The organism is Actinopolymorpha cephalotaxi (assembly GCF_013408535.1).
GTDB lineage: Bacteria > Actinomycetota > Actinomycetes > Propionibacteriales > Actinopolymorphaceae > Actinopolymorpha > Actinopolymorpha cephalotaxi.
Genome location: NZ_JACBZA010000001.1, coordinates 2,809,200 through 2,835,128 on the forward strand (window position 1 = coordinate 2,809,200; position 25,929 = coordinate 2,835,128).

Annotated in this window: 21 protein-coding genes; 7 read left to right on the forward strand and 14 right to left on the reverse strand. The window is 69.3% G+C overall.

Going from position 1 to position 25,929, the window contains the following annotated elements; genetic code table 11:
- Positions 1-6: 6 nt before the first annotated feature.
- The 8 genes from FHR37_RS12610 to FHR37_RS12645 all read right to left on the reverse strand — a co-directional run bounded on the left by FHR37_RS12610 (position 7) and on the right by FHR37_RS12645 (position 11,685).
- The gene (locus tag FHR37_RS12610; protein WP_202817995.1) at positions 7-2,415 is read right to left on the reverse strand and encodes a beta-galactosidase; all 2,409 of its coding nucleotides are present in this window, start codon (positions 2,413-2,415) and stop codon (positions 7-9) included.
- On the reverse strand, positions 2,412-4,262 hold the full coding sequence (locus FHR37_RS12615) for a GH39 family glycosyl hydrolase (RefSeq protein WP_237768684.1): 1,851 nt from the start codon (positions 4,260-4,262) through the stop codon (positions 2,412-2,414). Before FHR37_RS12615 ends, FHR37_RS12610 begins: the two co-directional genes overlap by 4 nt.
- Positions 4,263-4,304: 42 nt before the next feature.
- A complete protein-coding gene (locus FHR37_RS12620) occupies positions 4,305-6,182 on the reverse strand; it encodes an ABC transporter ATP-binding protein (RefSeq protein ID WP_092882562.1) in 1,878 nt (625 codons plus the stop codon).
- A 1-nt stretch (position 6,183) separates the two neighbouring features.
- Positions 6,184-7,125, reverse strand: a complete 942-nt coding sequence (locus FHR37_RS12625) for an ABC transporter permease (protein WP_092882561.1) — start codon at positions 7,123-7,125, stop codon at positions 6,184-6,186.
- The gene (locus FHR37_RS12630; protein ID WP_092882560.1) at positions 7,122-8,111 is read right to left on the reverse strand and encodes an ABC transporter permease; all 990 of its coding nucleotides are present in this window, start codon (positions 8,109-8,111) and stop codon (positions 7,122-7,124) included. Before FHR37_RS12630 ends, FHR37_RS12625 begins: the two co-directional genes overlap by 4 nt.
- Positions 8,112-8,154: 43 nt before the next feature.
- Positions 8,155-9,840, reverse strand: coding sequence for an ABC transporter substrate-binding protein (locus tag FHR37_RS12635; RefSeq protein WP_092882559.1), 1,686 nt, complete (start codon positions 9,838-9,840; stop codon positions 8,155-8,157).
- Between the two features lie 140 nt (positions 9,841-9,980).
- Positions 9,981-11,000 (reverse strand): LacI family DNA-binding transcriptional regulator, encoded by a 1,020-nt coding sequence (locus tag FHR37_RS12640; RefSeq protein ID WP_092882558.1) that lies wholly within the window; start codon positions 10,998-11,000, stop codon positions 9,981-9,983.
- A gap of 148 nt (positions 11,001-11,148) precedes the next feature.
- Positions 11,149-11,685, reverse strand: coding sequence for an NUDIX hydrolase (locus FHR37_RS12645; RefSeq protein WP_092882557.1), 537 nt, complete (start codon positions 11,683-11,685; stop codon positions 11,149-11,151).
- A gap of 148 nt (positions 11,686-11,833) precedes the next feature.
- Here FHR37_RS12645 and FHR37_RS12650 point away from each other — a divergent pair, with 148 nt between their 5' ends.
- From FHR37_RS12650 to FHR37_RS12670, 5 genes are all read left to right on the forward strand, one after another.
- A complete protein-coding gene (locus tag FHR37_RS12650; protein WP_139238879.1) occupies positions 11,834-12,685 on the forward strand; it encodes an endonuclease/exonuclease/phosphatase family protein in 852 nt (283 codons plus the stop codon).
- Between the two features lie 106 nt (positions 12,686-12,791).
- A complete protein-coding gene (locus tag FHR37_RS12655; RefSeq protein WP_092882555.1) occupies positions 12,792-14,867 on the forward strand; it encodes an HNH endonuclease in 2,076 nt (691 codons plus the stop codon).
- 38 nt (positions 14,868-14,905) lie between these two features.
- The gene (locus tag FHR37_RS12660) at positions 14,906-15,502 is read left to right on the forward strand and encodes an NUDIX hydrolase (RefSeq protein WP_092882554.1); all 597 of its coding nucleotides are present in this window, start codon (positions 14,906-14,908) and stop codon (positions 15,500-15,502) included.
- A 165-nt stretch (positions 15,503-15,667) separates the two neighbouring features.
- A complete protein-coding gene (locus FHR37_RS12665) occupies positions 15,668-16,693 on the forward strand; it encodes an alcohol dehydrogenase (protein WP_092882553.1) in 1,026 nt (341 codons plus the stop codon).
- Between the two features lie 129 nt (positions 16,694-16,822).
- Entirely contained in the window at positions 16,823-17,578 is a 756-nt protein-coding gene (locus FHR37_RS12670; protein ID WP_092882552.1) for an SDR family oxidoreductase, read from the forward strand.
- Here FHR37_RS12670 and FHR37_RS12675 read toward each other — a convergent pair.
- Positions 17,575-17,952, reverse strand: a complete 378-nt coding sequence (locus tag FHR37_RS12675) for a MerR family transcriptional regulator (protein ID WP_202817994.1) — start codon at positions 17,950-17,952, stop codon at positions 17,575-17,577. The genes FHR37_RS12670 and FHR37_RS12675 overlap by 4 nt on opposite strands.
- Positions 17,953-18,055: 103 nt before the next feature.
- Between FHR37_RS12675 and FHR37_RS12680 the strand changes: the two genes are divergently transcribed.
- A complete protein-coding gene (locus FHR37_RS12680) occupies positions 18,056-19,060 on the forward strand; it encodes an aldo/keto reductase (protein ID WP_092882551.1) in 1,005 nt (334 codons plus the stop codon).
- An 86-nt stretch (positions 19,061-19,146) separates the two neighbouring features.
- Here the strand turns inward: FHR37_RS12680 and FHR37_RS12685 are convergent, their stop codons facing one another.
- The 5 genes from FHR37_RS12685 to FHR37_RS12705 form a co-directional block, all read right to left on the reverse strand.
- Positions 19,147-19,995, reverse strand: coding sequence for an alpha/beta hydrolase family protein (locus tag FHR37_RS12685; RefSeq protein ID WP_092882550.1), 849 nt, complete (start codon positions 19,993-19,995; stop codon positions 19,147-19,149).
- Positions 19,996-20,109: 114 nt separating this feature from the next.
- Entirely contained in the window at positions 20,110-20,511 is a 402-nt protein-coding gene (locus FHR37_RS12690) for a hypothetical protein (RefSeq protein ID WP_237768683.1), read from the reverse strand.
- 31 nt (positions 20,512-20,542) lie between these two features.
- The gene (locus tag FHR37_RS12695) at positions 20,543-22,216 is read right to left on the reverse strand and encodes a sodium:solute symporter family protein (RefSeq protein WP_237768682.1); all 1,674 of its coding nucleotides are present in this window, start codon (positions 22,214-22,216) and stop codon (positions 20,543-20,545) included.
- 423 nt (positions 22,217-22,639) lie between these two features.
- Complete coding sequence (locus tag FHR37_RS12700) at positions 22,640-24,109, reverse strand: cytochrome b (RefSeq protein WP_092882548.1); 1,470 nt, start codon at positions 24,107-24,109, stop codon at positions 22,640-22,642.
- A gap of 137 nt (positions 24,110-24,246) precedes the next feature.
- A complete protein-coding gene (locus FHR37_RS12705; RefSeq protein WP_092882547.1) occupies positions 24,247-24,810 on the reverse strand; it encodes a hypothetical protein in 564 nt (187 codons plus the stop codon).
- A 166-nt stretch (positions 24,811-24,976) separates the two neighbouring features.
- Here FHR37_RS12705 and FHR37_RS32430 point away from each other — a divergent pair, with 166 nt between their 5' ends.
- Positions 24,977-25,906: a class I SAM-dependent DNA methyltransferase gene (locus FHR37_RS32430; protein ID WP_092882546.1), complete on the forward strand. Its 930-nt coding sequence runs from the start codon at positions 24,977-24,979 to the stop codon at positions 25,904-25,906.
- The last annotated feature ends 23 nt before the right edge of the window (positions 25,907-25,929 follow it).

Genomic DNA, 25,929 nt, shown 5'->3' on the forward strand with positions numbered 1-25,929 from the left:
TAAGACCTACTCCACCGCGACGACCTGGCCCGCGGCGTCCGGGGCGTCCGGCCAGGTGCGGGGATCCCTGCCCTGGAAGCGGAACGCGTCGCCGGCGCCGTTGCGGCGGAGCAGCAGGGCACCGTCGCCGACCCCCGCGAGTTCGCAGGTCGACCAGGCCAGGACGCCGTCCTCGGTGCGTACGTTCAACGGCAGTATCCGCCCGGAGCGGGCCGGCAGGTGCACCCGCGCACCGTCGAACAGCGGGCCGGTCCCGTCGCTCACGACGAACGACTGGTCCACCGGGCCGACGTTGATCAGGTGCAGCAGCCGCTGGCCGTCCCCGTCCACGGTGGACGTCACCACGATCCCCGGCGCGGTCGCGTCGTGGGTGTACCGCGGCCGGACCCCGAGGCGTGCCAGCAGTGCGCGCCAGAAGTCCAGGTCGCAGATGTAGTCACAGGCCAGCACCAGCGCGTGCCCGCGACCCGGGTGCACCTCCACCGCGACCGCGTTGCCGGTCGCGGTCTCCCGGGCGAACACCTCGGCGTCCTGCGCATCCTCGCCCAGCTCCAGGTGCTGCAGGACTCCGACCCGCACCTCCGCGTGTGCGGTGGTCCAGCCCTCGGCCCGGACGGACGGGAACACCCGCTCGTTCCCGGCGACCGTCGCACCGCCCCTCACCCCGAGGGCGTCGCCGAGGATCGTGCAGGCGGAGCCGTCGGTGTCCCGGGTCGGCACCATCCCGGCCAGCAGCAGGCGGCCGCCGGCGAGCACGAAGTCCGCGAGCCGTTGCTGGACAGGGGCAGCCAGCGTCGACGCGCTCGTCAGTACGATCGCCCGTCCGGCGGCAGCACCACCGGCAGGGTCGGTGTCAAGGTCTGCTTGCAGGTCGCTCTGCACATCGACGGCAGGGAAGGAGAACCCGCCCAGCAGCATCGCCCGGGCGACGACGTCGCGCGAACCCATGCCACGGAACTGTTCCAGCTCGGCGACCACCGCACCGCGGGCGTCGTCGCCGGGATGGGCGTACTCCGTGAGGTAGTGGTCGGGTACGAACGCCAGCGCCAGGTCGTCGTACTCCTCGTCCATGTCGGCGAGCAGGTGCCCGGCCCCGCTCACCGCGGTCACGGTGTCGCGCAGCACGGGGTAGGACGCGTTGGGTGCGCCCTCCGGCCCGATCGGCGCGGTGAACCCGTGCCGCTCACCGGTGAAGGCGATCCGGTCGTTGCCGTCCCCGACCTTCTCCTCCAGCGGCGGGTTGTGGCCGCCGGCGAAGAGGTAGTAGTTCACCAGCCGGTTGGCCTGGGCGACACACAGCCGGGTCTTCAGCGCCAGCGCCTCCGGGGGTACCTGCCGGCTGAGGTCCTCGCCGTAGTCGCCGAGCCCGGCCTCGAACTCCAGCGAGGTCAGCGGCTGGTCCTCGTCGTGCACGGCCGCCATGAAGGCGTTCATGACGTAGAGGTCGGCGACGTTCTCCACGGTCAGGTCGCCGAGGTAGTGGTCGGACCCGGACGTCAACTGCGGCTTGCCCCGGTAGGAGGGGTAGAGCTGGCTGATCCCGATCGGGTATGTCCGGCCACGCCCGCCGCCGGTGCCGTGGATGTTGATCAGGAACGGCACGTCGGTGAGGCCGTGCGACTCCGCGTTCGCCCGCAGGTGGGTGACGTAGCGGTCGTAGCGGTCGCGGTGGTACTCCGACAGGTCGTGGTGCAGCGCGAGCGAACCCGGCGCCGGCGACCGCACACCGTGTCGCCAGGCCGGCACGTCGTCGGGGTCCAGGCCGTGGCGAGCCTGCACCCCGTCGCTCCCCCAGCGCTTCACCGACCAGACGGCGAAGTCCGACAGCATCTGGTCGGTGAGCTCGGGGGTGTTGCTGACCCAGGACAGCATGCCGATCTCGTTGTCCAGCTGGACCGCCGCGACCGGGCCGCCGCGGCTCACCTGGCGTTCGGCGAGCACCGGCATGATCTGCGCGTACCAGCGGTCGACCTCGGTGAGGAATCCGTCCGCGAGGTAGTCGACCGTACGGGTGGTGCCGGGCCGGCCGTCCCAGCCGACCGGAAGGATCTCCGGGTGCTCGCGGTAGACGCGGTACGGGATGCCCTCGTTCTTCAGCTCGGCCATCACGAACGGCCCGGGCCGGGCGATCACCAGCAGGTCCCGCTCGGCCGCGAGGTCCAGAAACCCAACCAGGTCACGGTATTCGCTGGTGTTCCCGCGCAGGTCGATCTCGCCGTCCGGGCGTTCGTGCACCAGCCACGGCATGTAGCTCGCCACCGCGGTGCAGCCGGCCTCGACGAGCCGGTCCAGGCGATCGGCCCAGTCGCGGCGGTGCAGCCGGAAGTAGTGCACCTCACCGGCGAAGACGAGTTCGGGCCTGCCGTTCACCAGCAGTCTTCGCCGGCTCAGCCGGACGCTCTCCACCGCCGTCACCGCGAGACCTCGATCAGGGCGGCGCCGGGCTGCGGCAGGTCGAACTCGAGCACGAGTACGCCGTCCTCGAAGTGTCCGGCCACCTTGTCCGCGACCAGCGTGTCGACCTCGGCGAGCTGCTTCCACTGGGTGTCGGTGGGCCAGTCGTGCACGCCGAGGCGTTCGGCCAGCACCGAGATGTCGCCGTGCTCGCGGTCCAGCCGGGTGAGGGTGGCCGGGCGCGCGGCTTGCTCACCGGTCACGCCCTCCAGACCTGCCACCTCCAGCCGGACGCGCCGGTCCAGGCCCGCGCCACCGTCGGCCTTGCGCTGGTCCAGCGTGTGGTTCCACACCAGGACGGACAGCGAGCCGTCGGCCCGCCGGCTGACCCAGTGCTGCACCAGCGCACCGGCACCGTCCCCGTCCACCGTGGTGGGGAGCTCGGTGTCGCCGAGCCGGGACAGCAGGTAAAGCGCGTGGTAGCGGGACTTCGCCAGGCCGCCGACGGTGATCAGTCCGAAGCCGCCGTGCAGCAACCGGGGCGGACGGCCCAGCTCCTCGAAGTGGTCGGAGGCGACCCAGTACGACAGTGCGTCCAGGCGCCCGGCCGAGGACCGCATGCCCTGCAACAGGAACATCGCCGAGGACGCGGAGTCGTTCACCGGGTTGAAGTGCGTCGGGGTGACGCCCCACTCGGTCCAGAGGATCTTCGCGTCCTCCCGCCCGAACCGCTTCAGTGTCGGGCGCAGGTCGAGCGGCGGGCTGCCGTAGGTGTGGGTCGAGACGAAGTCCAGCGGCGCGCCGGAGCCGGCGACGTGGGCCAGGAGTTCGTCCACCCACCCGGCGGCCGCCGAGGACGGCCCGCCCACGATCAGCTGCGGGTCGACCGCCTTCACGGCGAACGCCGTCACGTCGTACAGGTGCATCCACTCCTGCCGGGTCCCGGACCAGAAGACCTCGAGGTTGGCCTCGTTCCACACCTCGAACTCCCAGTGGCGAACCTGGTCGATGCCGTAACGCTCGACCAGGTGCGACACCAGGGCGTACACCAGGTCGCCCCAGCGCTGCCAGTCCTTCGGCGGGGAGATGATCGCGCCGTACTCGAACACCGTCTTGTCCGGGTCGCTGGCCAGGTCGCGGGGCATGAAACCGATCTCCACCACCGGGCGCAGGCCGATCCCGAGGATCGCGTCGTACACCTCGTCGACCTCGGCGAAGTCGTACACCGGCTCGCCGTCGACCTCGCGGTAGACGCCCAGATCGTCGTGCAGGATGGCGTGCGCGCGGACCGACGTCACCCCGATCTCGTCGGCCACCCGGCGCAGCGCCGCGAACAGCTCGGTGCCGATCTCGCGGCCACCGGAGGTCTCTGTGCACAGCAGCTGGCTGAGCCGCTCACTGCCGATCATCGGCTGCCACGGCTTGTGCAACGTGAATCCCTCGGCGCCGGCGTCCGTGGCCAGCGTGACCGTGGGCAGCGCGCCGCCCGGCGCGACCGGGGTGGCCTCCACGGCGGGGCCGACCTCGCCGGTGACGGTGACTTCCGGGACCGACGCGACCGCGTAGTGGTAGGTCCTGCCGGGTTCACCGGAGGTGTCGACGTACCACAGGTCGGGCACCGAGAGCACGTCACCGCCGAGGTGGTCGACCGGGGTGAACGGACCCTCGGGGGCGTCGGCGCGGTGGACGAGGTAGCCGACGGCACCGTCGACGGGCTCCCAGCGCAGGGTCACCTGGCCGACGCCCGGCTCGGCGACCAGCCCGGCGGGAGGAGGAAGCTGGGGCGGCTCGGTCGCGCGACTGTTGTCCGACCGGGTGGAGATCCGCGCTTCCCAGTCTGCACGGGCGCCGGCCATGGGCTTGCTCACGTCAATTGCTCCTTGCTGCCACGCTTGAATGAATTGCCTGTACTACTTGGTGCGGGCCGACCGGGTGTCGGGCGAGGGGATCGCCTCCAGCAGCCGCCTCGTGTAGGCGTCCTTGGGGTTACGGATGACCTCCAGCGACGGCCCGGACTCCACTACCTGGCCCTGGTTGAGGACGATGACCTCATCGGAGAGCATCCGGGCGCTCAGCAGGTCGTGGGTGATGTAGAGGATGCCGACGTTGCTGTCGTGGACGAGCTTGTTCAGCAGCTCGAGGATCTCCGCCCGGATGGAGACGTCGAGGCTGGAGATGGGCTCGTCGGCCACGATCAGCTCAGGTTCCACCGCGAGCGCGCGCGCGATGACCACGCGCTGGCGCTGCCCGCCGGACAGTTCGTACGCGAAGCGGTTGATGTAGCGCTCCGGCGGGTTGAGCGCCACGGTCTCCAGCAGTTCGAGGACCTTCGCGCGGGCCGCGTCGCCCTTGATTCCCTTGTAGTTCGCCAGCGGCCGGCTGAGGGTGTAGCCGAGCGTCTTGGCCGGGTTGAGCGAGGAGTACGGGTCCTGGAAGACCATCTGCACGTGACTGCGGTAGTCGCGCAGATTCTTGCCGCGGAACGCGGCGACCTCCTGCGCTCCCCCGTCGCCGTGGAAGAGGATCCGGCCGGCCGTCGGGGTGTCGACGCCGGTGATCATCGAGGCCAGGGTGGACTTTCCGCTGCCGCTCTGGCCGACCAGCGCGGCGACCTCACCGCGGCGCAGCTCGAACGACACGTCCTGCACGGCCTGCACCCGGTGCACCTTCAGGCCGCGCCGGCGCTCGAACACCTTCGAGACGTTCTCCACCGACAGCAGCACCTCCCCGCGCAGGGCCGCCTTCGACTCCTCGGAGGTCTTGACGAACTTCGGGCCGGCGAAGGTCCGGATTGGCGAGCCGGCCTCCTCCGCGCCGTCCCCGCCGAGGCGCTGCAGCGCGGCCACGTGGCACGCGGCCCGTGCCGAACCGATCTGGAACAGCGGCGGGTCGTCGGTCACGCACCGCTCGATCCGCTCCGGACACCGCGGGGCGAAGTTGCAGCCGACCGGCCGCTGACTGAGGTCCGGTGGCCGCCCCGGGACGTAGGTGATCTGCACCGTCTCCGCGCGCGGGTCGCCGTAGGAGCCCAGCAGGCCTTTGGAATAAGGGTGCAGCGGATCCCGCAGGATCGAGTCCGCACCCTGCTCCTCGACGATCCGGCCCGCGTACATCACCAGGATCCGGTCCGACAGGTTGAGCACGGTGCCGATGTCGTGGCTGATGAACAGCACCGCGAAGCCCTGCTCCCGTTGGAGCCGGCGTACGTTCTCCAGGATCTCGTGCTGGACCACGACGTCCAGGCCGGTGGTGGGTTCGTCCAGCAGGACGAACCTCGGCTCGATCGCCAGTGCCATCGCGAGGTTGACACGTTGCTTCATCCCGCCGGACAGCTCGTGCGGGTAGGCGTTCGCGAACTTCGGGTCGATGATGACCATCTCGAAGAGTTCGCGGACGCGCCTGGTGACCGCCTCACCGCGAAGCTTCGTGTGGTACTCGATGACGTCGCGGAACTGCGCCTCGACCCGGGTGACGGGGTTGAGGGAGTTCATCGACGACTGGAACACCGTGGAGACGTCCCGCCACCGCGTCGGCCGGAGCTCGTCCTGGCTCAGGTGGGTGATGTCGTTGCCGTTGAAGAGAATCTTCCCGTCGGAGATCCTCCCCGGCCGTTCCAGCAACCGCAGCAGCGCCATCCCCAGCGTCGTCTTGCCACTGCCCGACTCCCCGATCAGGCCGACGAACTCACCGTCCCCGATCGAGAACGTCACGTCCTGGACCGCCGTCAGGGCCTGGCTGCGCTTCGGCTCGTAGCGGACCGACAGGTGCTGCATGTCCAGCAGGGGCATGTCAGTCCTCCCTCAGGTGGGGGTTGCTGAGCAGGTCGACGCCGAAGTTGACGAAACACATCGCGGTGATGAGGATCGCCAGCAACAGGCCGGGCGCGAAGACCCAGATGAACAGCCCCTGCGCGATCGCGCCCTGGGCGTTGCTCTGGTACAGCATCGTTCCCCACGACACCTGGTTGTTGTCGCCGAGACCGAGAACCGCCAGCCCCGCTTCGGCTCCGATCGCCCCGGTCGCCGCGCCGACGAAGCTCGCCGCGACCAGCGACGTCATGTTCGGCATGATCTCGCGGAAGACGATCCGCAACGTTCCTTCACCGGAGAACTTCGCCGCCGTGACGAAGTCGCGGTTTCGCAACGTGATGATCTGCGCCCGTTTGGCTCGTGCGGCGCCCGCCCACGACGTGATCGCGATGACGAAGATGATCAGCGTCACCCCACGGGTCGACGAGTACGCGACGAGGGTGATGATCAACGGAAGCACGGGGATGACCAGAGCGACGTTGGTGACGAAGGTCAGCACGTCGTCCAGCCACGTTCCCTCGGCGTACCCGGAGATCATGCCGATCACCAGCGCGATCACCGTGGCGATCAGGCCGCCGAAGAGCCCCACGATCAGCGACACCCTGGTGCCGAAGACGAGCTGGGAGGCGACGTCCTGACCGTTGGTGGTGGTGCCGAGCCAGTTCGACCCGCTCGGGCCCATCAGCGGGGCGAACGAGGAGTCGGTCGGATCGTGCGGTGCGATCCACGGGGCGAAGATCGCGATCAGGATGAAGACCCCGACCGTGATGACGCCGACTCGGGCCTTCTTGCTGCTCCAGATGACCGAGTACCACGCCTCGGGCCGCTCGGTGGAGGCCTCCTTGGCGGTGCCCTCGGGGTCGACCTCGATGTTCTTCGCCTGGTCCGGAGCGCCGGCGGGGGTGAATCCCGATGTCGTCATCGTTCGGCCCTCCTGGCCCGCGGATCGAGAACTCCGTAGAGCAGGTCTGCGATGAGGTTGGCGATCAGAACCCCGGTCGTCGTCAGGAGCATCAGGGTCTGCAGCAGCGGATAGTCCTTGTTCGCGACCGCCTCACCCATCAGCCGGCCGAGACCGGGGTAGTCGAACGCCGTCTCCACCAGGATCGCCCCGCCCAGCAGACCGCCCAGGGCGAGGGCGAACCCGGTGACACTCGGCAGCAACGCGTTGCGCGCGGCGTACCGCAGGGCGACCGTGCGGTCCGGCAGCCCCTTCGCCTTGGCGAGCCGGATGTAGTCCTCGCCGAGGTTCATGATCATCGTGTTGCGCATGCCGAGGATCCACCCGATCGGCGTGACGATCATCAGCGCGACCGCGGGCAGGGCCGCGTGCGACACCGCGTCGTACAGGAACCCGAGGTTCCACCCCGGTGTGGACTGGGAGTATCCACCCGAGGTGGGGAACCACCCCAGGGAGTACGCGAACACGTACAGCAGCAGCAGCGCGATCCAGAACGGCTGCAGCGTCCCGACGAACGTCGACCCCAACGTGACGATCGAGTCGAACCGGGAGTTGCGCCGCCAGGCCGCATAGGCGCCGAGCATGACACCGATGACGAACGACAGGATCTGGGTGCACGCCACGAGGACGAGCGTCCACCACAGCCCCTGCCCGATGACGTCGGTGACCTTGTACGGGAAGTACGTGTACGACAGGCCGAAGTCACCGTGGGCCAGGTGGCCCATGTACTCCCAGTACTGGCTCCACAGCGAACCATGCGGCGTACCCAGCATCGCGCGCATCGCCCGCACCTGGGCCAGGTTGAGCTGGGCGTCCTTGCCCGCCAACTTCTGGACCATGAGCTCCGCCGGATCCCCCGGCTGAAGCCGGGGGATCAGGAAGTTGAGCGTGATGACGGCCCAGAGCGTGAGCAGGAAGAAGCCGATCTTCCGAAGGAAGTACTTCATCTCCGCATCACCCTCCGCGTCGCCGGCCTCGTGGGTACGACCACTACTTGGCCGACTTGAGGTGGGTCATGATGAGCAGGATGGCGTCCTGCGGGTTGGCGTACGGGTCCTTCTCCGTCGGCCAGCCGACCGCCTTGTCGGTCCGGTAGATGCCCCGGGCCGGTGCGTAGAGGATCGGCATGACGGGGTATTCCGTCATCATCGTCTTGGCCAGCACCCCGACGTTCTCCTTGACGGCGGCCTGGTCGGTCGAGCCCTGAAGGGCCTTCACAGCCTGGTCGACGGCCGGGTCGGAGAACCGCTCGACGTTGCCCTTGACCTCGCTCTTGGTCGGGAACTGCGCGGTCTCCAGGCTCGCGCCGAGCCCGTTGGCGTAGTCACAGCCGGAGCCGACGAAGTTGATCATCATGTCGAACTGCCCGGTCTTCTTCTGCAGGTCCACCGAGTCCGGAGGCGACTTGACCTGCTTGACGTTCAGGCCGAGCTTGCGGAAGCCGGCGGTGATCGAGTCGGCCATCGCCTCGTAGTCGATCCAGCCCGCCTGCACGGCGAACTTGATGGTCAGCGGAGAGCCGTCCTTGTTGGTACGGAAACCGTCCGCGCCCTTCTTGTAGCCCGCCGCGTCGAGGAGCTGTCCGGCCTTGGCGAGGTCGAACGGGAGCGTGGTGTTCTCGGCGGTGTAGGGCTCGGGCAACATCGACTCACGCAGCGGCATGACGAGCCCGGACTGGCTGGCCACGTGCATCATGTTGTAGGTCGCCTTGAGCGTGGCGTCCTGCTTGTTGATGCCGTACGCCATCGCCTCGCGGAACTTCACGTCGTCGAACGGCGCCTTCTTCAGGTTGGGCGCCAGCGCGGTGATGCCGTTCGGGGCGTACCACACGTGGTTCAGCTTCGGGTCGGAGGAGACGAACGCCTTGCGCGGGTTGGGAATCTCGCCGCTGTAGAAGTCCAGCTTGCCGGACCGCAGCTGCAGCAGGGCCTGGGTGGCGTCGGGCTGGCCCTCCAGGACGAGCTTGGAGACCTTGATCTTCTTGGCCTGCCAGTAGTCCGTGCGGCGTACGAGCTCGAGCCGGCGGCCGTTGAAGCTGCCGACCTTGAACGGACCGGTTCCGTTCGGCTGCTTGTCGATGTACTTCGTGGGGTCACCGACCGAGCCGTACTGCTTCTCGGAAACGATCTTCTGGGCGATGATCCCCTGGAACTTCGGCACCGCCGGCCCGCTGAACTGGAAGACGACGGAGTCGCCCTGCGCGGTCACCGAGGTCGCGTGCGCGCCGAACGTGTCGTTCCAGACTGCCGCGGTGTCCATCGCGGGGTACTTCTTGGTGAGGTTGAAGGTGAACGCCACGTCCTTGGCGGTCAGCTCGGAACCGTCGGCGAACTTCACGCCCTTGCGGATCGTGAAGACGAGCTTGTCCGAGCCCTCCCACTTGTAGGCGGTCGCCAGCCACGGCGCGACCTTGCAGTCGAGGGAGTTCTGCATCATCAGCGGCTCGTACAACCAGGTCATGGTCGCCGGCTTGGCGGAGTAGGGGTTGTAGTTGACGAGACTCCCCACCGAGGCGTCGACCTCGGCCGGCAGGTTGAGCACCGGGACCATTCCGTCCCCGCCGCCGCTGCCCTTGCCGCCGCCTCCGGACGCGGCGTCCTTGGCGCTTCCGGCGCAGCCCGGCAGTAGCAGCAGCGAGGCAGCCGCTCCGGTGACCAGTATCTTCCTCAACAGCATGTAACACCGCTCCTCATGAATGCCGGCGAACCCTCGGGTCCGGGCAGTCTCCGGTCTTGCAGATCACCTTTTTTCGTCCAACTGCGCCCCCGCGGCAGCCGACTCGACCCGGCCGGCCAGCGAACTGACCTCCGGTCCTTCTACTTCGTGGCAGGGCTTTCCACGCCGCAGCCGCAGCTGCCGCGTATGACGACCTGCGTCTCGAGTACACGATCCAGGGACACGTCGAGGTCGCCCTCGACGTGCCGCAACAGTTGACGCGCGGTCTCGGCGCCGAGCTCGCGCATGGGCTGGTGAACGGTGGTGAGGCCCGACGCCGCGAGCCCGGCCATGGAGATGTCGTCGAATCCGGTGACCGCGAGGTCCTGCGGCACCCGCAGCCCACGGTCCATGAGTGCGACGACGGCGCCCAGTGCGATCTCGTCGTTGGCACAGACGATCGCGTCCGGGAGTTCCTTCTGGTCGAGCAGCCGGCTCACGGCGATGAACCCGTTCGACTGTGCGAGACCGACGCGGATCGGCTCACCCGGTGGGTCGGCACCGAGCCGCCGATGTGCCTGCAGGAAGCCCTGCCAGCGGTACGTCGTGTCCGAGGAGCCGTCGGGATTGCCGACGAAGACCAGACGTTCGTACCCGTGGTCGGACAACAGGTGGGTGGTGAGCCGCGCCATCGCGGCGAGGTTTTCCGTACGGATCGTCGGAACACCCACCAGGGGGCCACCCGCGAGCAGCACCACCCGCTCACCTCGGTCGGTGAGCCGGCGGACCGCGTCCTCGGGGATGACGTCACCCATCACCGCGATGCCGTCGACCCGATCCGCCATGTCCAGAACCATGTCGACCGACTGGCGCAGGAAATGCGTGCCCATGATGTGCACACTCACCTGCGCGTTCACGGCCTCTTCCTCGAAGCCGTTGATCACGTCGGAGTAGTAGGGCCCCGACAGACCGGGAAAGACGATTCCGAGGGCCCCGTGCCGCCGGTTTACCAGGGCACGGCCGAAGTGGCTCGGACGGAAGTTGTGCCGGTCGATCGCTTCCTGCACCTTCATCCGGGTGGCCGGCGAGACCTGGCCGACCCCCCGCGCCACGCGGGACACGGTCGCGATGGAGACGCCCGCGTCTCGCGCGATCTCGTGCAGGGTCGACCCTTTGCCCATTGCGGTCCCGTCATGAATGCGGCAGTTGCGGTAAACGTTTGCAGCAACGTGTCGAGAAGATTAACGACATCACACGAACCCGCAAGACAAGCGTCCGGAACCGGACATCGGGTGAATCGGAGCATCATTCGCCCGTCACCGCAACGGGTCAGCGACTCCCGCCGAGGAGGCCGAGGTGGTCCAGCGCCCGGTAACCGCAGTCCTGGTCGGTGAGCTGTCCCCCGCGGACGTGCTCGACGAAATCCTTCTCGTCCAGCAGGACGACCTCGGTGAACTCCTCGGGGCCGGGGTCGGGTTCGGTCACCCACCGGCAACCGTCCGCGACCAGGAAGTGGCGCTGGACCTGGAAGTTCGCGGCCAGCCAGGTGGAGCCGAGGTAGGTCGTGGACGCGGGTGCGTAGCCGGTCTCCTCCAGCAGTTCCCGTACACCCGCCTCGACGACGTCCTCACCCGGGTCGACGTGCCCGCCGGGGATCTCCAGCAGTGTCCTGCCCGGCCCGGCGCGGTACTGCCGCGCGATGACGAACCGCCCGTCGGTCGTCCGCGCGACCACGGCGACGGCGTGCCCTCCGGTCAGGACGTCCCACTCCGACCGGTGTCCGTCCGGGAGGACGTACGTCCTGCGAGAGATCTTCAGCCAGCCGTCGTAGACCGGCCGCTGTGACTCCAGCACCCACTCGTCCATCCGGCAGAACCTACCCGCCGGCCTGGTGGCGGCCGACGCACCCTCGCGACGCGCGGTCGTACGACTCGCCTGACTGGGCAACGCGCCGCTGTGACCGATCCAGGAAAGGTCGCCGCCGAGGCTCTCCGGGTGCTGGTACGACTGAACGATGATCTTGACGAGGTGGCGCGTACGCCGATGCGCCTGGCTGACATTCCTGCTCGCTGTGGTCTTCGCGCTCGCCTCACCTGTCGCGAACGCGGAGACCACGACGACCACGACCACCACGACCCCCGCCACAGCCGCGGTCCGGCCGCAGTCGTACAAGCTGCTGCAGTTGAACCTGTGCCTGTCCGGGATCGCCGGCTGCTATGCGGGTACGCAGTATCCGGCGGTCGTGGACGAGGCCATCGACAAGATCCGGACGAACGCTCCGGACGTCGCCACCCTGGTGGAGACGTGCAGCGGCGACGCGCAGCGGATCGCCGATGAGACGGGCTACCACCTGGCGTTCGGTGCCGTGATCTACAAGGGCGCGGAGTTGCCGTGCGTGAAGCCGACCGGCCGCGGCGTCTTCGGGATCACGGTCCTCACCCGCCGGCCGATCGCCTCGGTGGACGACGCGGCCTACCAGGCCCAGAACGGAAACGAGCAGCGCCGGCGCGTCTGCGCCACCACTGTCGACGGGGCGACCGCCTGCGTCACCCACCTGGCGGTCCGCGACGCCGACCCCGCCGGTCCGAACTCGGTGGCGAACGACGGCCAGTGCGCGGAGTTCGGCGCACTGCTTGCCGGCTACGCGTCCACCGGCAGGCCCGTGATCGCCGCCGGCGACATGAACCGGCAGACGAGCTGTGCGCCGGTCGGCTTCTGGAGCCGCCAGGACAGCGCGGCTTCGCAGAGCCCGGGAATCCAGCACGCGTACGGCACCTACCGCTGGTTCCACCGTCCCGTCGCCACCACGCCGCCGATGACGTACTCCGACCACGACGCGCTGCTGGTCACTTCGCTGTTCAGCTGAGCAGCACGGGTGCGTGCTCCGGCAAGGTGAGATTGACGTCGATTCTTCTTGTGGGTAAGGGGTTTCCCGCGGGCAAGAGTCGATCATGTCCGGTAGACTCGAACACATGAGCGACGGCGGTGAGTTCTTCGGCGGCGACCTGGGTGAGGGCCCGGGTCGTCGCCGGGTGCTGCCGGACGGGTTCGCTGATGTGCGGGGTGGGCCGCGGCTTGCGGTGCTGCTGGCTTCGGTGGATCGCGGGGTGTGTAACGGGTTTGAGATGGAGGAGCGGGCCAGGGCGTGGCGGCGGGTGATCGGCTGGGCGGAGGCGGAGTGCCTGGCGGAGGTGAACGAGCTGGCCTACGCCGAACCCGGTATGCCCGACGAGCCGGCGCAGCGCAGTGCCGAGATGGACCCGATGACCCAGGCCGTCCTGGAACCTTTGCTGCGGTGGTCGGGCTACCGCGCCAGCTGGTACCTCGCACTGGCCCTCACCCTGCCCCGCCTGCCGCGCACACGTGCGGCGCTGGCGTCCGGTGGGCTGGAGCTGCCCGACGTGCGGGCGATCGTGGACCGGATCACCGACGCGAAACCCGACCTGTGGGATGCGATCGAGGACGCCATCTTCCCCAAGGTCCTCGAACTGCGCGGCGGACTGTTGCGAGCCAAGGTCGAAGCCGAGGTCGTGAAGGCCGACCCCGAAGCTGCCGGCAAACGGCACCGCGCCGCGCGGACGGGGCGGAACGTCGCGATCTGGCCCGCCGTCGACGGTGTCGCCGACCTCGCGATCCGTGGCCTGTCCGCTGACCAGGCCGCGGAGGCGTACGGGTACATCGACGCGATCGCCCGTGCCGTGAAGTCCGCCGGTGACCCGCGCAAGCTGAGCCAACTACGCGCGGACGTCGCCTTCTCCCTGCTCAGTGGTTCCGCCGACCTCGTTGACTGTTCCGCTCCCACAGCCACTGCCGACCAGGGCGACAACCAGGCCGCCCAGGACACCGCCCCACACGGGCGGGCCGGCACCGAGGCCGACGACCAGACCCCGGCCGAAGGTGCGTCCGAGCAGCAGCCCGAGGAGCGGGCCAAGGACGACTCTGGGCAGGACGACCCTGGGCATGACGACTCTGAGCAGCGCCCGGCGGAAGCCGAAGCTCCGCAGGAGCAGGCCGACGGCGAGCAGGTCGACACCGAGCAGGTCGAAGACGAGCCGCGAGCCCGAGGCGACGTCCAGCCCGAGAACGAGCGGGCGCAAAGCGAGACCGAGCGGACCGAGGCCGAGCCCGAGAACGAGCTGGCGCAGGGAGAGACCGAGCAGGGTGGGGAGGGGCACTGTGCCGTTCACCGGTTCCCCGACCACGACCTGCACGACAGCTGGTGTGAGTGTGGGAACTGTTCTCCGGTACCGGTGGCCAGCTGCACTGTGTGTGGTGCGGCCGCGATGAACGGCGTCCGAGTCCACGACACCGCCGCCCACGAGGCCGCCCGCAATGTCGAGCCGCCGGGACAGCCCGACCCACCCGATCCGCCGGGTCGGCCTGATCCACCGGGTCGGCCTGATCGGCCGACAGACAACTCCACACCGCCACCGCCAACGCCGCCACCGCCGTGGACCTCTTCGCAGCCGAGCTGGGGTCCGATCAAGACGCGCGCCAAGGTGCAGCTGAACATGCCGCTGACCACGCTCATGGGGCTGTCCACCCGACCCGGGGAACTCGGCGGAGTCGGACCGATCATCACCGAGGTGGCTCGCCGGATCGTGGCGAACCACCTCGACAACCCCGAAGCCAGATTCAGCGTCGGGGTCACCCACCCGGTCACCGGACGGTTACTTCACCTGCATCCGATACCGGCGAGGTTCCTGCGCGGACTGCAAGCAGAGCTCGTCCATGCCCGCGACCAGCGCTGCGTGTGGACCACCTGCAGACGCCCCGCCGCGACCTGTCACCTGGACCACAACACCGAGTACGCCAACGGCGGCGAAACCTCCGTCGACAACATCGCGCCCCTGTGCCCGCGCCACCACAAGGCGAAAACCCAGAGGGACTGGAAACTGAAGCAGACCGGACCCGGCGAACACACCCTCACCGACCCCTTCGGCCGCCAGTACAAAGGCACAGCGCCGGCCCTCACCGACCCGGTCGACGAACCAGCACCCGCCACCGCAGGCACACGGTCGGCCGACGGCGACCTGCCGCCGTTCTGAAAGATCAGTGCTCACAGCGAAACGGTAGGTTGACGCCCATGGAACGGCCTGGCACGACAGTCGGAGCAGGCACGGCGAGCGCCGGAAGAGTTCCCCGGCACACCGGCCGGGTGATCGTGGTGGACGACGGTGAACGGGTTCTCCTGTTCGGCATGGACAATCCGGAAGGTCCGGGTCGGCAGTGGATCACTCCGGGCGGCCGGCTCGAGCCCGGCGAGACTCCCCGCGACGCCGCGGTTCGCGAGCTGGCGGAGGAGACCGGGCTCGTCGTCACCGCAGACGAGCTCGGCAGCGTGGTCGCGTACTTCGAGACCTTGTGGGACACGCCGGACGGCGTTCGCTACGACGTGCGGGACGAGTTCTGGCTACTCCGTACGACATCGTTCACCCCGGACACCTCCGGCATGGTCGCCGGTGAAGAGGACGCACTGAGCATGCACCGGTGGTGGCCGGTGGCAGAGCTGTCACCCACTCGGGAAGACGTGATTCTGCCTGTCGGGCTGGGCGAACTGACGGCAGACGTCCTCGCGAACGGGCCTCCGGGCGAACCCGTACGACTGGTCGAGGACTCCGATCAGCGTTGTGCACAAGGGGGTTACGACCCCGGGGGCGCCGCCGATGAGATCAGCCGATGACCGTACGGGAACTGGCCGTCGAGGACATCGACTGTGCGGCGCGGCAATTCTGAAACACCGACGAGCCAGGACTCGCCGAAGCGCCGAGGCGGCAGCTGCCAGAGGCGCTGGCGGCGCGCGGCTAGGCTGACCGGGACCGACCCCTGAGTTTTTCCGGAGGAACGCATGAGCGCCTACCGCGTCGCCCAGGTCACCGAACCGGGTGGAAGCTTCGAGCTGGTCGAGCGGGACGTCCCGCAGCCGGGTCCGGGTCACGTGCGGATCGCCGTGGAGGCATGCGGGGTCTGCCACAGCGACGCGATGTTCGTGAACGCCGGAGTCCCCGGCGTGTCGTTCCCCGTGGTGCCCGGGCACGAGATCGCCGGGCGGATCGAGGAGCTCGGCGACGGCGTGGCAGACCGAGGTTGGCAGGTCGGTGACCGGGTGGCGGTCGGCTGGTTCGGCGGCAGCTGCGGTCACTGCCGGTCCTGCCGGCAGGGCGACTTCATCGTGTGCGAGCGCCTGAAGGTCCCCGGCTGGGCGTACGACGGAGGGTTCGGCGAGAAGGTGGTCGCACCCGCCGACGCGCTGGCCCGCATCCCCGACGGGCTGGACGCGAGTGACGCGGGACCGATGGCCTGCGCGGGCGTGACGACGTACAACGGCCTGCGGCGCAGCTCCGCCCGGCCGGGTGACCTGGTCGCCGTGCTCGGGCTCGGTGGTCTCGGGCACCTCGGCGTGCAGTACGCCGCGGCGATGGGCTTCGAGACCGTCGGGATCGCCCGTGGTCCGGAGAAGGCGGAGTTCGCCGAGCGGCTCGGCGCCCACCACTACGTCGACAGCACCTCCGGCACCCCGGTCGCCGAGGCACTGCAGTCGCTCGGCGGCGCGAAGGTCGTCCTGGCCACCGCCGGCAACTCAGCGGCGATCACCGCGACCGTGGACGGCCTGGCCCCTCGCGGGGAGCTGGTCGCCATCGGCGCCGACCTCGAGCCGCTCGGCATCAGCCCGGTACAGCTGCTGATGAGCGCCCGCGTCGTACGAGGACACCCGTCCGGCACCTCGCAGGACGTGGAGGACACGATGGCGTTCAGCGCGCTGCACGGCATCCGCCCGATGACGGAGAAGGTCCCGCTGGACCGCGCGGGTGAGGCGTACCAAAAGATGATGAACGGCAAGGCCCGCTTCCGGATGGTGCTCACGAACTCCTGACAGCAGGGGACCCCGACGAGGCGGTGGACGCGTTCCTGGACGAGGCGTTCTGCGGGTGACGGGCCCGGAAAAGGGGTACGCGCCTGATGGCGGGTTCGTCCGCCGACTCCCCCACCTGCCGGAGGAAGCATGCCGGGCAGCGACTCGCCGGCCCTCGCCCCACCCGAGCCGGAGCTTGCCGGACAGAACGTCGTTCTCATCGGCGGCAGCGCCGGCATCGGGCTGGAGACGGCTCGACGTGCACGGGCCCAGGGCGCGGACGTGATCCTCACCGGGCGGCGGGCCGATCGGCTCGAACAGGCCGCGCTCGACGTCGGCGCGCGGCGGACGGCTGCCTTCGACGTCAACGACGAGGACGCTGTAGAGAGTTTCTTCGGTGAGCTGTCCGCACCGATCGACCATGTGATGATCACCGCCGGTGGACCGCGGTACGGACCGATGCTCGACCTGGACTCCACCCAGGTGCGCGAGGGGATCGCCGACCACGCGGTGCTCGCCCTGGTGGTCGCCCGCAACGCGCTGGCGAAGATGCGGCCCGGGGGCTCGCTGGTGCTCATGGGCGGCACCGGAGCCCGCCGGGTCGCCCCCGGCCTCGGCATCGCCTCGGCTGCGACGGTCGCGCTGCCCGCGTTCACCGCGGCGCTCGCACTCGAGATCGCCCCGGTGCGGGTCAACCTGATCGCCGCCGGGTTCGTGGACACACCGTTGTCGGCGACGCTCCTCGGAGACCGGCTGGAGGAGCGCCGGAGCGAACTCCGGGCGAAACTGCCGATCGGCCGCGTCGTAGGCCCAGCCGACGTGGCCGCCCTGGCGGTTCACCTGATGGCCAACACGGCCCTGACCGGCGCGACGTACGACATCGACGGCGGTCAGCAGTTCGTCTAGCGCCCCGGCCGAGCCCTGTCCAGTCGGCGGTAGTGGTCGAGCTTCCCGTCGAGTACGCCGAGTGCGATCCGCAGTTTGTCCATCTGGTCGAGCAGCTTGGCGCGGTGTTCCTCCAGCAGGTCCACCACGTCGGCCGTGCCGTTCGGGCGGGTGCGCAGGTTTCCGATCAGCTGCTGCAGATCGGTGATTCCCAGGCCCGCGTTGCGCAGGCAGATCAGCAGCTTGAGCCAGGCGACGTCGCGGTCGCTGTAGATCCGTTTGCCGCCGGCGGTCCGCTCGACCGGACCGAACAACCCGAGGCGTTCGTAGTAGCGCAGGGTGTCCTGGCTGAGGCCGGTGCGCTGCGACGCCTCGGCCGGTGCGTACGAGGTCATGGCCACCATCATCGGACCCGGAGTGCACTCCAGGTCAAGTCGAGAAGCACAGGCGGTGTGCGGACTTGAGTTGGAGCGCGCTCCAGGTTCTAGCCTGCCGGGCATGGACTACAGACTTCTCGGAGCGACCGGCCTCGAGGTCAGTGAGCTGTGCCTGGGCGCGATGATGTTCGGCAGCCAGACCGACGAGCAGACCAGCACGCAGATCCTGGACACGTTCACCGAAGCGGGCGGAAACTTCGTCGACACCGCCGACGTCTACGGCGACGGCAGGTCGGAGGAGGTTCTCGGCCGGTGGCTCAAGGGCAGGCGGCGCGAGGATCTCGTCGTGGCGACCAAGGTGTGGGGGCCGATGGGGGCGGGACGCAACGACCGCGGGCTTTCCCGTAAGCACATTCTCGACGCGGTGGAGGCGAGCCTGCGCCGTCTCGGCACGGACCACATCGACCTCTACCAACTTCACCGGTGCGATCCCGCCACGCCGATGGCCGAGACCCTCTCCACTCTCGACCTGCTCGTCCGCACCGGCAAGGTGCGCTACGTCGGCGTCAGCAACTTCAGCGGATGGCAACTGCAGAAGGCGATCGACCTGTGCCGTCAGCACAGTTGGGAGTCCCCGGCCAGTCTGCAGCCGCTCTACAACCTGCTCGACCGCGAGGCCGAGTGGGAGCTGCTGCCCGTGTGCCGCAACGAGGGTGTCGGCGTGATCACCTGGTCCCCGCTGCGGTCCGGCTGGTTGTCCGGTGCCTACCGGCGCGGCATGACGGCGCCGCCGGCGAACAGCAAGGTCAGCTCTCCCGGCACGCACTCCTGGGAGAGGTACGGCAACGAGCACACCTGGCGGGTGGTCGACGAACTGGTCGCGGTCGCCACCGAGGTCGGCTGCACCCCGGCGCGGGTCGCCATCCGTTGGCTGCTGCAACGACCCGGCGTCACCGCCCCCATCATCGGCGCGCGTACGCACGCTCATCTCGATGACGCCCTCGGCGCCGTGGGCTGGTCGCTGTCGCCGGGACAGGTGAGCCGGCTCGACGCCGCCAGCGAACCCGAACGACTCCCCTATCCGTACAACCTGGCTCCGCTCCTCGACCGCTCACGACAACCGTAGAGGCGGAATCGGCCCGGGCCGCCGAACGGTGACCCGGGCCGGTCTCACGGTGTCAACTGCGGCTTGTCACCTGCCGAGAAGGTGCCCTACACCAGGTGGGAACCGAAGAACGCCAGTGCCTCGGCGGCGACGGTCTCCCGCACGGGTGTGCCACCCTGGTCTCCATCACCGAAGGCGAAGTGGCCGACCTGCTCCCCCATCGACCTGCCGTCCGCACCCGGAATCAGCCGGGTGTAACGTCGGCCGTTGTCCTCCGGTGCCTCCACCTCGTCGGCGTCGCCCCAGCGCACGAGCACCGGTCGCCGTACGGCGGCAAGGCTCGTGTCGTCGAGGATTGGGCAGATCGCCGGCGCGAGCAGCACACCTGCTCCGAACCTGCTGTCCCGATAGTCGGCCACGGCTCTCGCCGTCACGGCGTCCCGGCCGCCGTGCTCGGCCAGCAGGCCCGCGACCTCCGCGGCGATGTCCGGGCGGCCCGGCGGGATCGGAAGCACCGGCTCCCCGGCGTACAACCGTTCCAGCTTTCGGGTGTCGATCCGCGCGCCGAGCACGGCTGCCGCGGCGTAGCCGCCGAGTGAGTAGCCGACGACTCCCACACTCGCGAGGCTTTCGGTCCGCTCGAGGTGGTCGACCACGACCGACAGATCAGGTGCCCGCTCCCACCAGAACGACATTCCCTCAGGGAGGTTCTCGTCGTTGTTGTTCCCGTGGTGTCGCACCGCGGCGACCAGGAAACCCTGTGCGGACAGCGACTCCGCCAGCCAGGCAAGGTCTTGCGGGGAACCTCCGGAGCCGTGCGAGACGACGACCAGCGGGCGAGCTCGCCGATCATCCGACGCCGGTCGCCACACCAGAGTGGGTACCGGCCGCGGCCCACCGCCATGCCATGCCGTCCGCGTCGGGTCGTGAAGGTCCAGGGCCTGCGGATCCACCATGCCGCGAACCTAGTGCATTTCTCCGCGAGACCGTGAGACCGAAGCAAAAGAAGAAGGGGGCTGCTCCCTCAGGAGCAGCCCCCTTCGTGGCGGGACCTCGCAATCAGCCGGAGGTCAGCGCCGGGACTTCTTCTTCGCGCTCGAGGTCTTCTTCGCGCCGGACGCCTTCTTGGCGCTCGAGGTCTTCTTGCCGGCAGGACGCCCGCCCGCGGGACCGGCGTCCTCGGCGGGACTCTCCGGGGAGGTGACGACCACGGGCCGCAGGCGTGCCCAGACCACGAACGCCGCGGCGAAGACCACCATCCCGATGCCGGCCCACAGGTTGGCGTTCACGTCGCCGGTCTTGGCCCGGGCCGCGGCGTCGTCCGCGACCAGTCCCATGACGACCAGCACGACGCCGTAGAACCCGATCAGTCCCGCGATCACGATGCGGACGTCGAAGGCGCCGGCCTTCGTCTTCTTCGCCTCTCCTTGCGCGCTGCCGCTCCGGCTCGCGCTGCGCTGGCGGTCGTTCATGTGCCGATTCCCTTCCACTGAAGACCGATGCTCATCGGAAGACCACGTTGAGCGCGATGACGAGCACCAGGGAGACGCCCGCGAGCTTCACCGGTGCTTGGTACCAGGGCTGGCGGCCGGCGGCCGGGTCGGTGCGCTGTTCCTTGGGTGTCAGGGACAGGACGAAACCACGTAGTTCGCCTTCCGGCTTGGGCTGGGTCACCAGGCTGACCAGGACGCTCACCACGATGTCCACGACGAACGCCGCCCCTGCGGACAGGAACGCCGCCCCCTGGCCGGGCAGGCTGATCACGCCCAGCTCGTTCAGTCCCCACACGAAGACGGCCCCCAGCGTTCCGGACACCAGTCCGACCCAGCCGGCGGTCGCCGTCATCCGCTTCCACAGAATGCCGAGCAGGAAGGTGGCGAACAGCGGTGCGTTGAAGAAGCCGAACAGCGTCTGGAGGTAGTTCATCAGGTTGTCGTACTGCGAGGCGATGAACGCGGTGCCGATCGCCAGGATCGTCGCACCGACCGTCGCCCACCGGCCGACCTTGAGGTAGTAGCCGTCGGGGCGGTCCTTCTTGACGTACTGCTGCCACAGGTCGTAGCTGAAGACGGTGTTGAAAGCCGAGATGTTGGCCGCCATGCCGGCCATGAAGGCTGCCAGCAGACCAGTCAGCGCGATACCCAGCAACCCGGTGGGCAGCACGTCGCGCATCAGCAACAGGATCGAGTCGTTGTAGGTGATCCCACTGGCCGCGTCGCCCGACTTCATCTTGATCACCTCGGGCACCAGCACACCGGCGATCATGCCCGGGATGACGACCAGGAACGGGATGAACATCTTCGGGAACGTGGCGATGATCGGCGCACTGCGCGCGGCCGACATCGAGTTGGTGGCCATCGCGCGCTGGACCTCGACGAAGTTGGTGGTCCAGTAGCCGAAGGAGAGTACGAAACCCAGGCCGAACACGATGCCCACGACCGACAGGAAGGAGCTGCTGAACCCGGCGAGGTCGTTGCCCGGCCAGGAGTTGAGCTGCTCGGCACCGCCGCCCATCGCGGCGGTCACCTTCTTGGTCAGCCCGTCCACCCCGCCGATGCGGTGCAGCCCCACCAGGGTCAGCGGCAGCAGTGCGGCCACGATCACGAAGAACTGCAGGACCTCGTTGTAGATGGCCGCGGACAGTCCGCCGAGGGTGATGTAGCTGAGCACGATCGCGGCCGCGAGGACGAGTGCCACCCACAGCGGCCAGCCGAGGAGGCCGTGCACCACGGTGGCCAGCAGGAAGAGGTTGATGCCGGCGATGAGCACCTGGGCCAGGGCGAACGTGAGCGCGTTGACCAGGTGGGCGCCGGTGCCGAAGCGGCGGCGCATGAACTCCGGAACGCTGCGTACCTTCGACCCGTAGTAGAAGGGCATCATCACCACGCCGAGGAACAGCATGGCGGGAACGGCGCCGATCCAGTAGTAGTGCATGGTCGGCATGCCGTACTGCGCGCCGTTGGCCGACATGCCGATGATCTCCACGGCACCGAGGTTGGCCGAGATGAACGCCAGGCCGGTGATCCAGGCGGGCAGCGAACGGCCCGACAGGAAGAAGTCGAGGCTGCTGGAGACTCCGCGGCGTGCGGCGAGCCCGACCAGCAGGACAACGGCGAAGTAGACGAAGATCAACGCGTAGTCGACGAACCCGGCGCCGATCTCCAGTGAGTTGTCCACGGGTGTTCCCTTCTGGTCGGGCGGCCCGCCGACCCTACTCCGGTGCTGCCGCAGACGCTTGGCGCGCCGTCCTGGGACTGTACGCCTCACCGCCGAAGGGCCGCAGCCGATGGCCGGACGAGGCATGAAACCCCTTCTCCGGTTCGGATGTCACGCGCATGATGGCCGCCTGGCCAGGTCGGTCCATGCTCCGCACCGACTGTGCCGAGTAACCACTCGGTCACCGGCAGATCGCAGGCGCTCCACGAGCCCTGGGACCGAGGTTCCGAAGCGGCGACCGCGAGTGAACAACAGCCCGTGTAGCAGCCCGATGCGAGAAAGGTCACGCCGTTGCCGCGGGGTCCGGTCAGCTCCGGGCCGGCGCTCGGTCCGAACGCCGGTCGGAGCGCGTCGCGTTGCGCCACGGCTGTGACCGCCGCGGCGTCAGGGCAATGGCGACAGTTCGTGGTTCGCGGGCGGGGTGATCGCCGCCGGCTCCCGCTCGCCCGGCCCGACCTGCGCGGCCGGCCCGACCTGCGCGGCCGGGTTGCGTGGCCCGGCCACGCGGACCGGCTCGTGGATCTCGACGTACCCGCCGCTCGGCGTCCGTACGATCCGGCCGGTCTCCCGTCCGTGCTGGAGGACCTCCCGCTCGGCTCGCTGCAGTCCGAGGCAGATCCGCCGGGTGACGTCGAACCCGATCACCGGGCCGAGCACGACGAGCGCCTGCAGGATGTACATCAGCCACTCCACCGAACCGTGGAAGACCAGGGCGATCGTGTTGGCGCCCGCGGCGGCCCACAGCACGCCGTAGAAGACGATCCCGGCCACGCCGACGCCGGTACGGACGGGGTGCTCGCGCGGGCGCTGGAGCTGCTGGTGCTCCGACCTGTCCCGCGTCACTCGTTGTTCGAGGTACGGATAGGCGGCCAGCACCGCGAAGAAAAGCGTGCCGACGAGCAGCGGAAGCAGGATGGCGACGGACCAGGTTCGTCCCAGCCAGCCGAACTCCCAACCGGGGGCGAGGCGAAGGGCGCCGTCGAGGAAGGCGAGGTACCAGGTCGGGGTCGACCCGGCGGTTGCGCTGGCCGGGTCAGCCGGGCCGTACCGCCAGACCGGGTTGACGGTCAGCGCCGCGCCCATCGTGACGACCACGCCGCTCACGATCAGGAACAGCCCCGCGCTCCGGACCAGGAACGTCGCGAGGTTCGTGCCCGGCCGCTCCCGTCCGGCCCACTGCGCGGGCTTACGGCGGAGGCCGAGAACCGCCATCGCCACGAAGACGATCACCAGGGCCGCGGGAAGAGCCACCACGTGTACGGGATAGAAGACCGCGGTGACGTCGCCGGGGGTCCGGCCGCCGAACAGCACCTGCGACGCCAGCCCACCGACGAACGGCGTCGCCGCGAGCACGCCGTCGAGGACCGCCATGCTGCTTCCGGACAGCAGGTCGTCGGGCAACGCCGAACCCGTCAGGCCGCCGCCCATCGCCAGCAGCAGCGCCGCGACCCCGAGCAGCCAGGTCCACTGCCGAGGCCTGCGGAACGCGCCGGTGAAGAACAGCCGCAGCAGGTACACCATCAGCGCAGCCGTCATCACCAGGGAACTCCAGTGGTGCACCTGGCGCATCAGCAGGCCGCCGCGTACCCCGACCGACAGGTCCAGGGTGGACGCGAACGCCCGCGACATCTCCACACCCGTGAGCGGTGTGTACGGCCCGGCGTACGTCACCTGCTCCATCGACGGGTCGTAGAAGAACATCAACGCGACGCCGCTGATCGCGACCAGGACGAAGCTGAAGACCCCGATCTGGGCGAGCAGAACGGACAAGTCGTCCGGAAAGGCCCTTCTCCGCAAACCGGCCGCGATCCGGCCCGTCCGCGGCTGGTCCCAGGCCCTGAGCAACCGGCGCATCGGGTGCCTCCCATGGTGATCGACGTTCGTCACCCCTAGGACAGGGCGGCCGGTGAGAACGTGACGCCCGATCGGCGTTCCGGGCGGAGACCTTCCTCACATCCGCGCCCGAAGGTCGCCCGCGGGACATCCCTTGGCTAGATCGACTCCCAGCGCCAGCCGTTGTCGTCCTCGCACCTGATGGCATCGCCGTCGGCGTCGACACCGGTCGCACCGTGGTCGGACTTCCGGCAGAACTGACCCGGCTTGTAGCAGTTGCCGCTGTTGCTGCGCGGGTAGCAGGCCGGCTTGGGTGCGGGCGCGGGTCGATGGGGCTTCGGCTTCGTCGGCCGGTGGGTCACCTTCGGCCGTACCGGCACCGGCTTCGGAGCCGACTTCGCCCGCGGAGCCGTCCGGTGGACGCTTGCCTTAGCGGCCACGGTGACCGTGACGGTCGGCGCGGGCTCCGGCGTCGTCGTCACGGTGACGGTCGGCGCGGGTTCGGGCGTCGCCGTCACAGTGACCGTGGGCACGGGCTTGGCCGTGCCGGCCGTCGTCGCACCCGGGTCGTCCGAGCCTCCGGCCGCGCACGAGGTGAGCAGGACGCCCAGAACCAGGCCGACGGCCGCGACGGCCGTACGGGCAAGTCCCCCGCGGCGCCACCTCGCCCGCGAATGCGCCGGTGCCGAACCACTGGCCGGCTGGTGCAGCTGATCGGTCATACGTGAATCCCCCAAGATTCGCCGTCGAGGTGCCGCCGGCACCTCCGGGAGCGCGGGAGCCGTCCCCATGCGGCTCCTTCCGGCGGTCAAACGCCCCAGGCCATCCCCCGGTTGCAGGGTCCGGAAATCGGTGGCTGATTCGCCGCGACCGGCCTAGGGTCCTCCGGTGATCTATCAGCAACCGTTGGCGTATCTGCTCGGCGTCGAGGGTCTCGCGCTCCTGCACGCGTGGGCCGGCGACAACGGCCTCGACCAGCGGTTCGTGACAGCTCGGCTGGCCGAGATCCGGCGGCTGCTCGACGACGAGACCCTGTCCGCCCATCCCGGCGTACTCGTCGAACGCGACGCGACCGGCACGGCCTACCAGCAGTGGGCGGCCGGCTACGACGACCCCGGCAACGGGCTGTTCGACCTCGACCAGCCCGTGGTGGAGGAGATCCTCGACTCGCTGCCGGTCGGGACCGGGGTGCGGACCGCGGTCGACGCCGCGTGCGGGACAGGCCGGTTGTCCGCGCCGCTGGTGGATCGCGGGTACCGCGTCGTCGGCGTGGACGGCTCACCCGACATGCTCGCCCGGGCCCGCCGGCGGCTCCCCGGCACCGAGTTACTGGCAGGAGACCTTGCCCGGCTGCCGGTAAGCGACGGCTCGGCCGACCTGGTGGTGACGGGACTGGCGTTGACCCACGTCGCCGACCTGGTGCCGGTCTTTGCCGAGTTCGCCCGGGTGCTCCGGCCGGGCGGCGATCTCGTCGTCTCCGACGTCCACCACGACCTGGTCCTCCTCGGCTCGGTGGTCAAGGCCGTGGGAGCCGCCGGGCAAGCGCAGCTTGCCACCACCCATCGCCACACCACGGCGGACTTCCTGCGCGCCGCGCTGGCCACCGGGTTCCGCGTACGCCGGTACGAGGAACGGCCGCGGCCGGCGGCACCGGAGGAGCCGCTGCCCGAGGCGACCCCGGAGCCGAATCCCGAGCCCACCAAGGGCATCAGCGACTGGCGGGACTGGCCCTGGTCCCTCCTCGGCCTCGTCCCCGACGCGACCCGCGCCGCCTGGAACCATCCGGCCGTCGCCGTGTGGCACTTCCAGCTCGGCTGACCAGACGCTCACCCGCGGGCGGG

Bases quoted from the DNA above. Each gene is read 5' to 3' on its own strand.
- FHR37_RS12620 (WP_092882562.1), bottom strand. From the start codon at position 6,182: ATGCCCCTGCTGGACATGCAGCACCTGTCGGTCCGCTACGAGCCGAAG.
- FHR37_RS12625 (WP_092882561.1), bottom strand. From the start codon at position 7,125: ATGACGACATCGGGATTCACCCCCGCCGGCGCTCCGGACCAGGCGAAG.
- FHR37_RS12630 (WP_092882560.1), bottom strand. From the start codon at position 8,111: ATGAAGTACTTCCTTCGGAAGATCGGCTTCTTCCTGCTCACGCTCTGG.
- FHR37_RS12635 (WP_092882559.1), bottom strand. From the start codon at position 9,840: ATGCTGTTGAGGAAGATACTGGTCACCGGAGCGGCTGCCTCGCTGCTG.
- FHR37_RS12640 (WP_092882558.1), bottom strand. From the start codon at position 11,000: ATGGGCAAAGGGTCGACCCTGCACGAGATCGCGCGAGACGCGGGCGTC.
- FHR37_RS12645 (WP_092882557.1), bottom strand. From the start codon at position 11,685: ATGGACGAGTGGGTGCTGGAGTCACAGCGGCCGGTCTACGACGGCTGG.
- FHR37_RS12650 (WP_139238879.1), top strand. From the start codon at position 11,834: ATGATCTTGACGAGGTGGCGCGTACGCCGATGCGCCTGGCTGACATTC.
- FHR37_RS12655 (WP_092882555.1), top strand. From the start codon at position 12,792: ATGAGCGACGGCGGTGAGTTCTTCGGCGGCGACCTGGGTGAGGGCCCG.
- FHR37_RS12660 (WP_092882554.1), top strand. From the start codon at position 14,906: ATGGAACGGCCTGGCACGACAGTCGGAGCAGGCACGGCGAGCGCCGGA.
- FHR37_RS12665 (WP_092882553.1), top strand. From the start codon at position 15,668: ATGAGCGCCTACCGCGTCGCCCAGGTCACCGAACCGGGTGGAAGCTTC.
- FHR37_RS12670 (WP_092882552.1), top strand. From the start codon at position 16,823: ATGCCGGGCAGCGACTCGCCGGCCCTCGCCCCACCCGAGCCGGAGCTT.
- FHR37_RS12675 (WP_202817994.1), bottom strand. From the start codon at position 17,952: ATGACCTCGTACGCACCGGCCGAGGCGTCGCAGCGCACCGGCCTCAGC.
- FHR37_RS12680 (WP_092882551.1), top strand. From the start codon at position 18,056: ATGGACTACAGACTTCTCGGAGCGACCGGCCTCGAGGTCAGTGAGCTG.
- FHR37_RS12685 (WP_092882550.1), bottom strand. From the start codon at position 19,995: ATGGTGGATCCGCAGGCCCTGGACCTTCACGACCCGACGCGGACGGCA.
- FHR37_RS12690 (WP_237768683.1), bottom strand. From the start codon at position 20,511: ATGAACGACCGCCAGCGCAGCGCGAGCCGGAGCGGCAGCGCGCAAGGA.
- FHR37_RS12700 (WP_092882548.1), bottom strand. From the start codon at position 24,109: ATGCGCCGGTTGCTCAGGGCCTGGGACCAGCCGCGGACGGGCCGGATC.
- FHR37_RS12705 (WP_092882547.1), bottom strand. From the start codon at position 24,810: ATGACCGATCAGCTGCACCAGCCGGCCAGTGGTTCGGCACCGGCGCAT.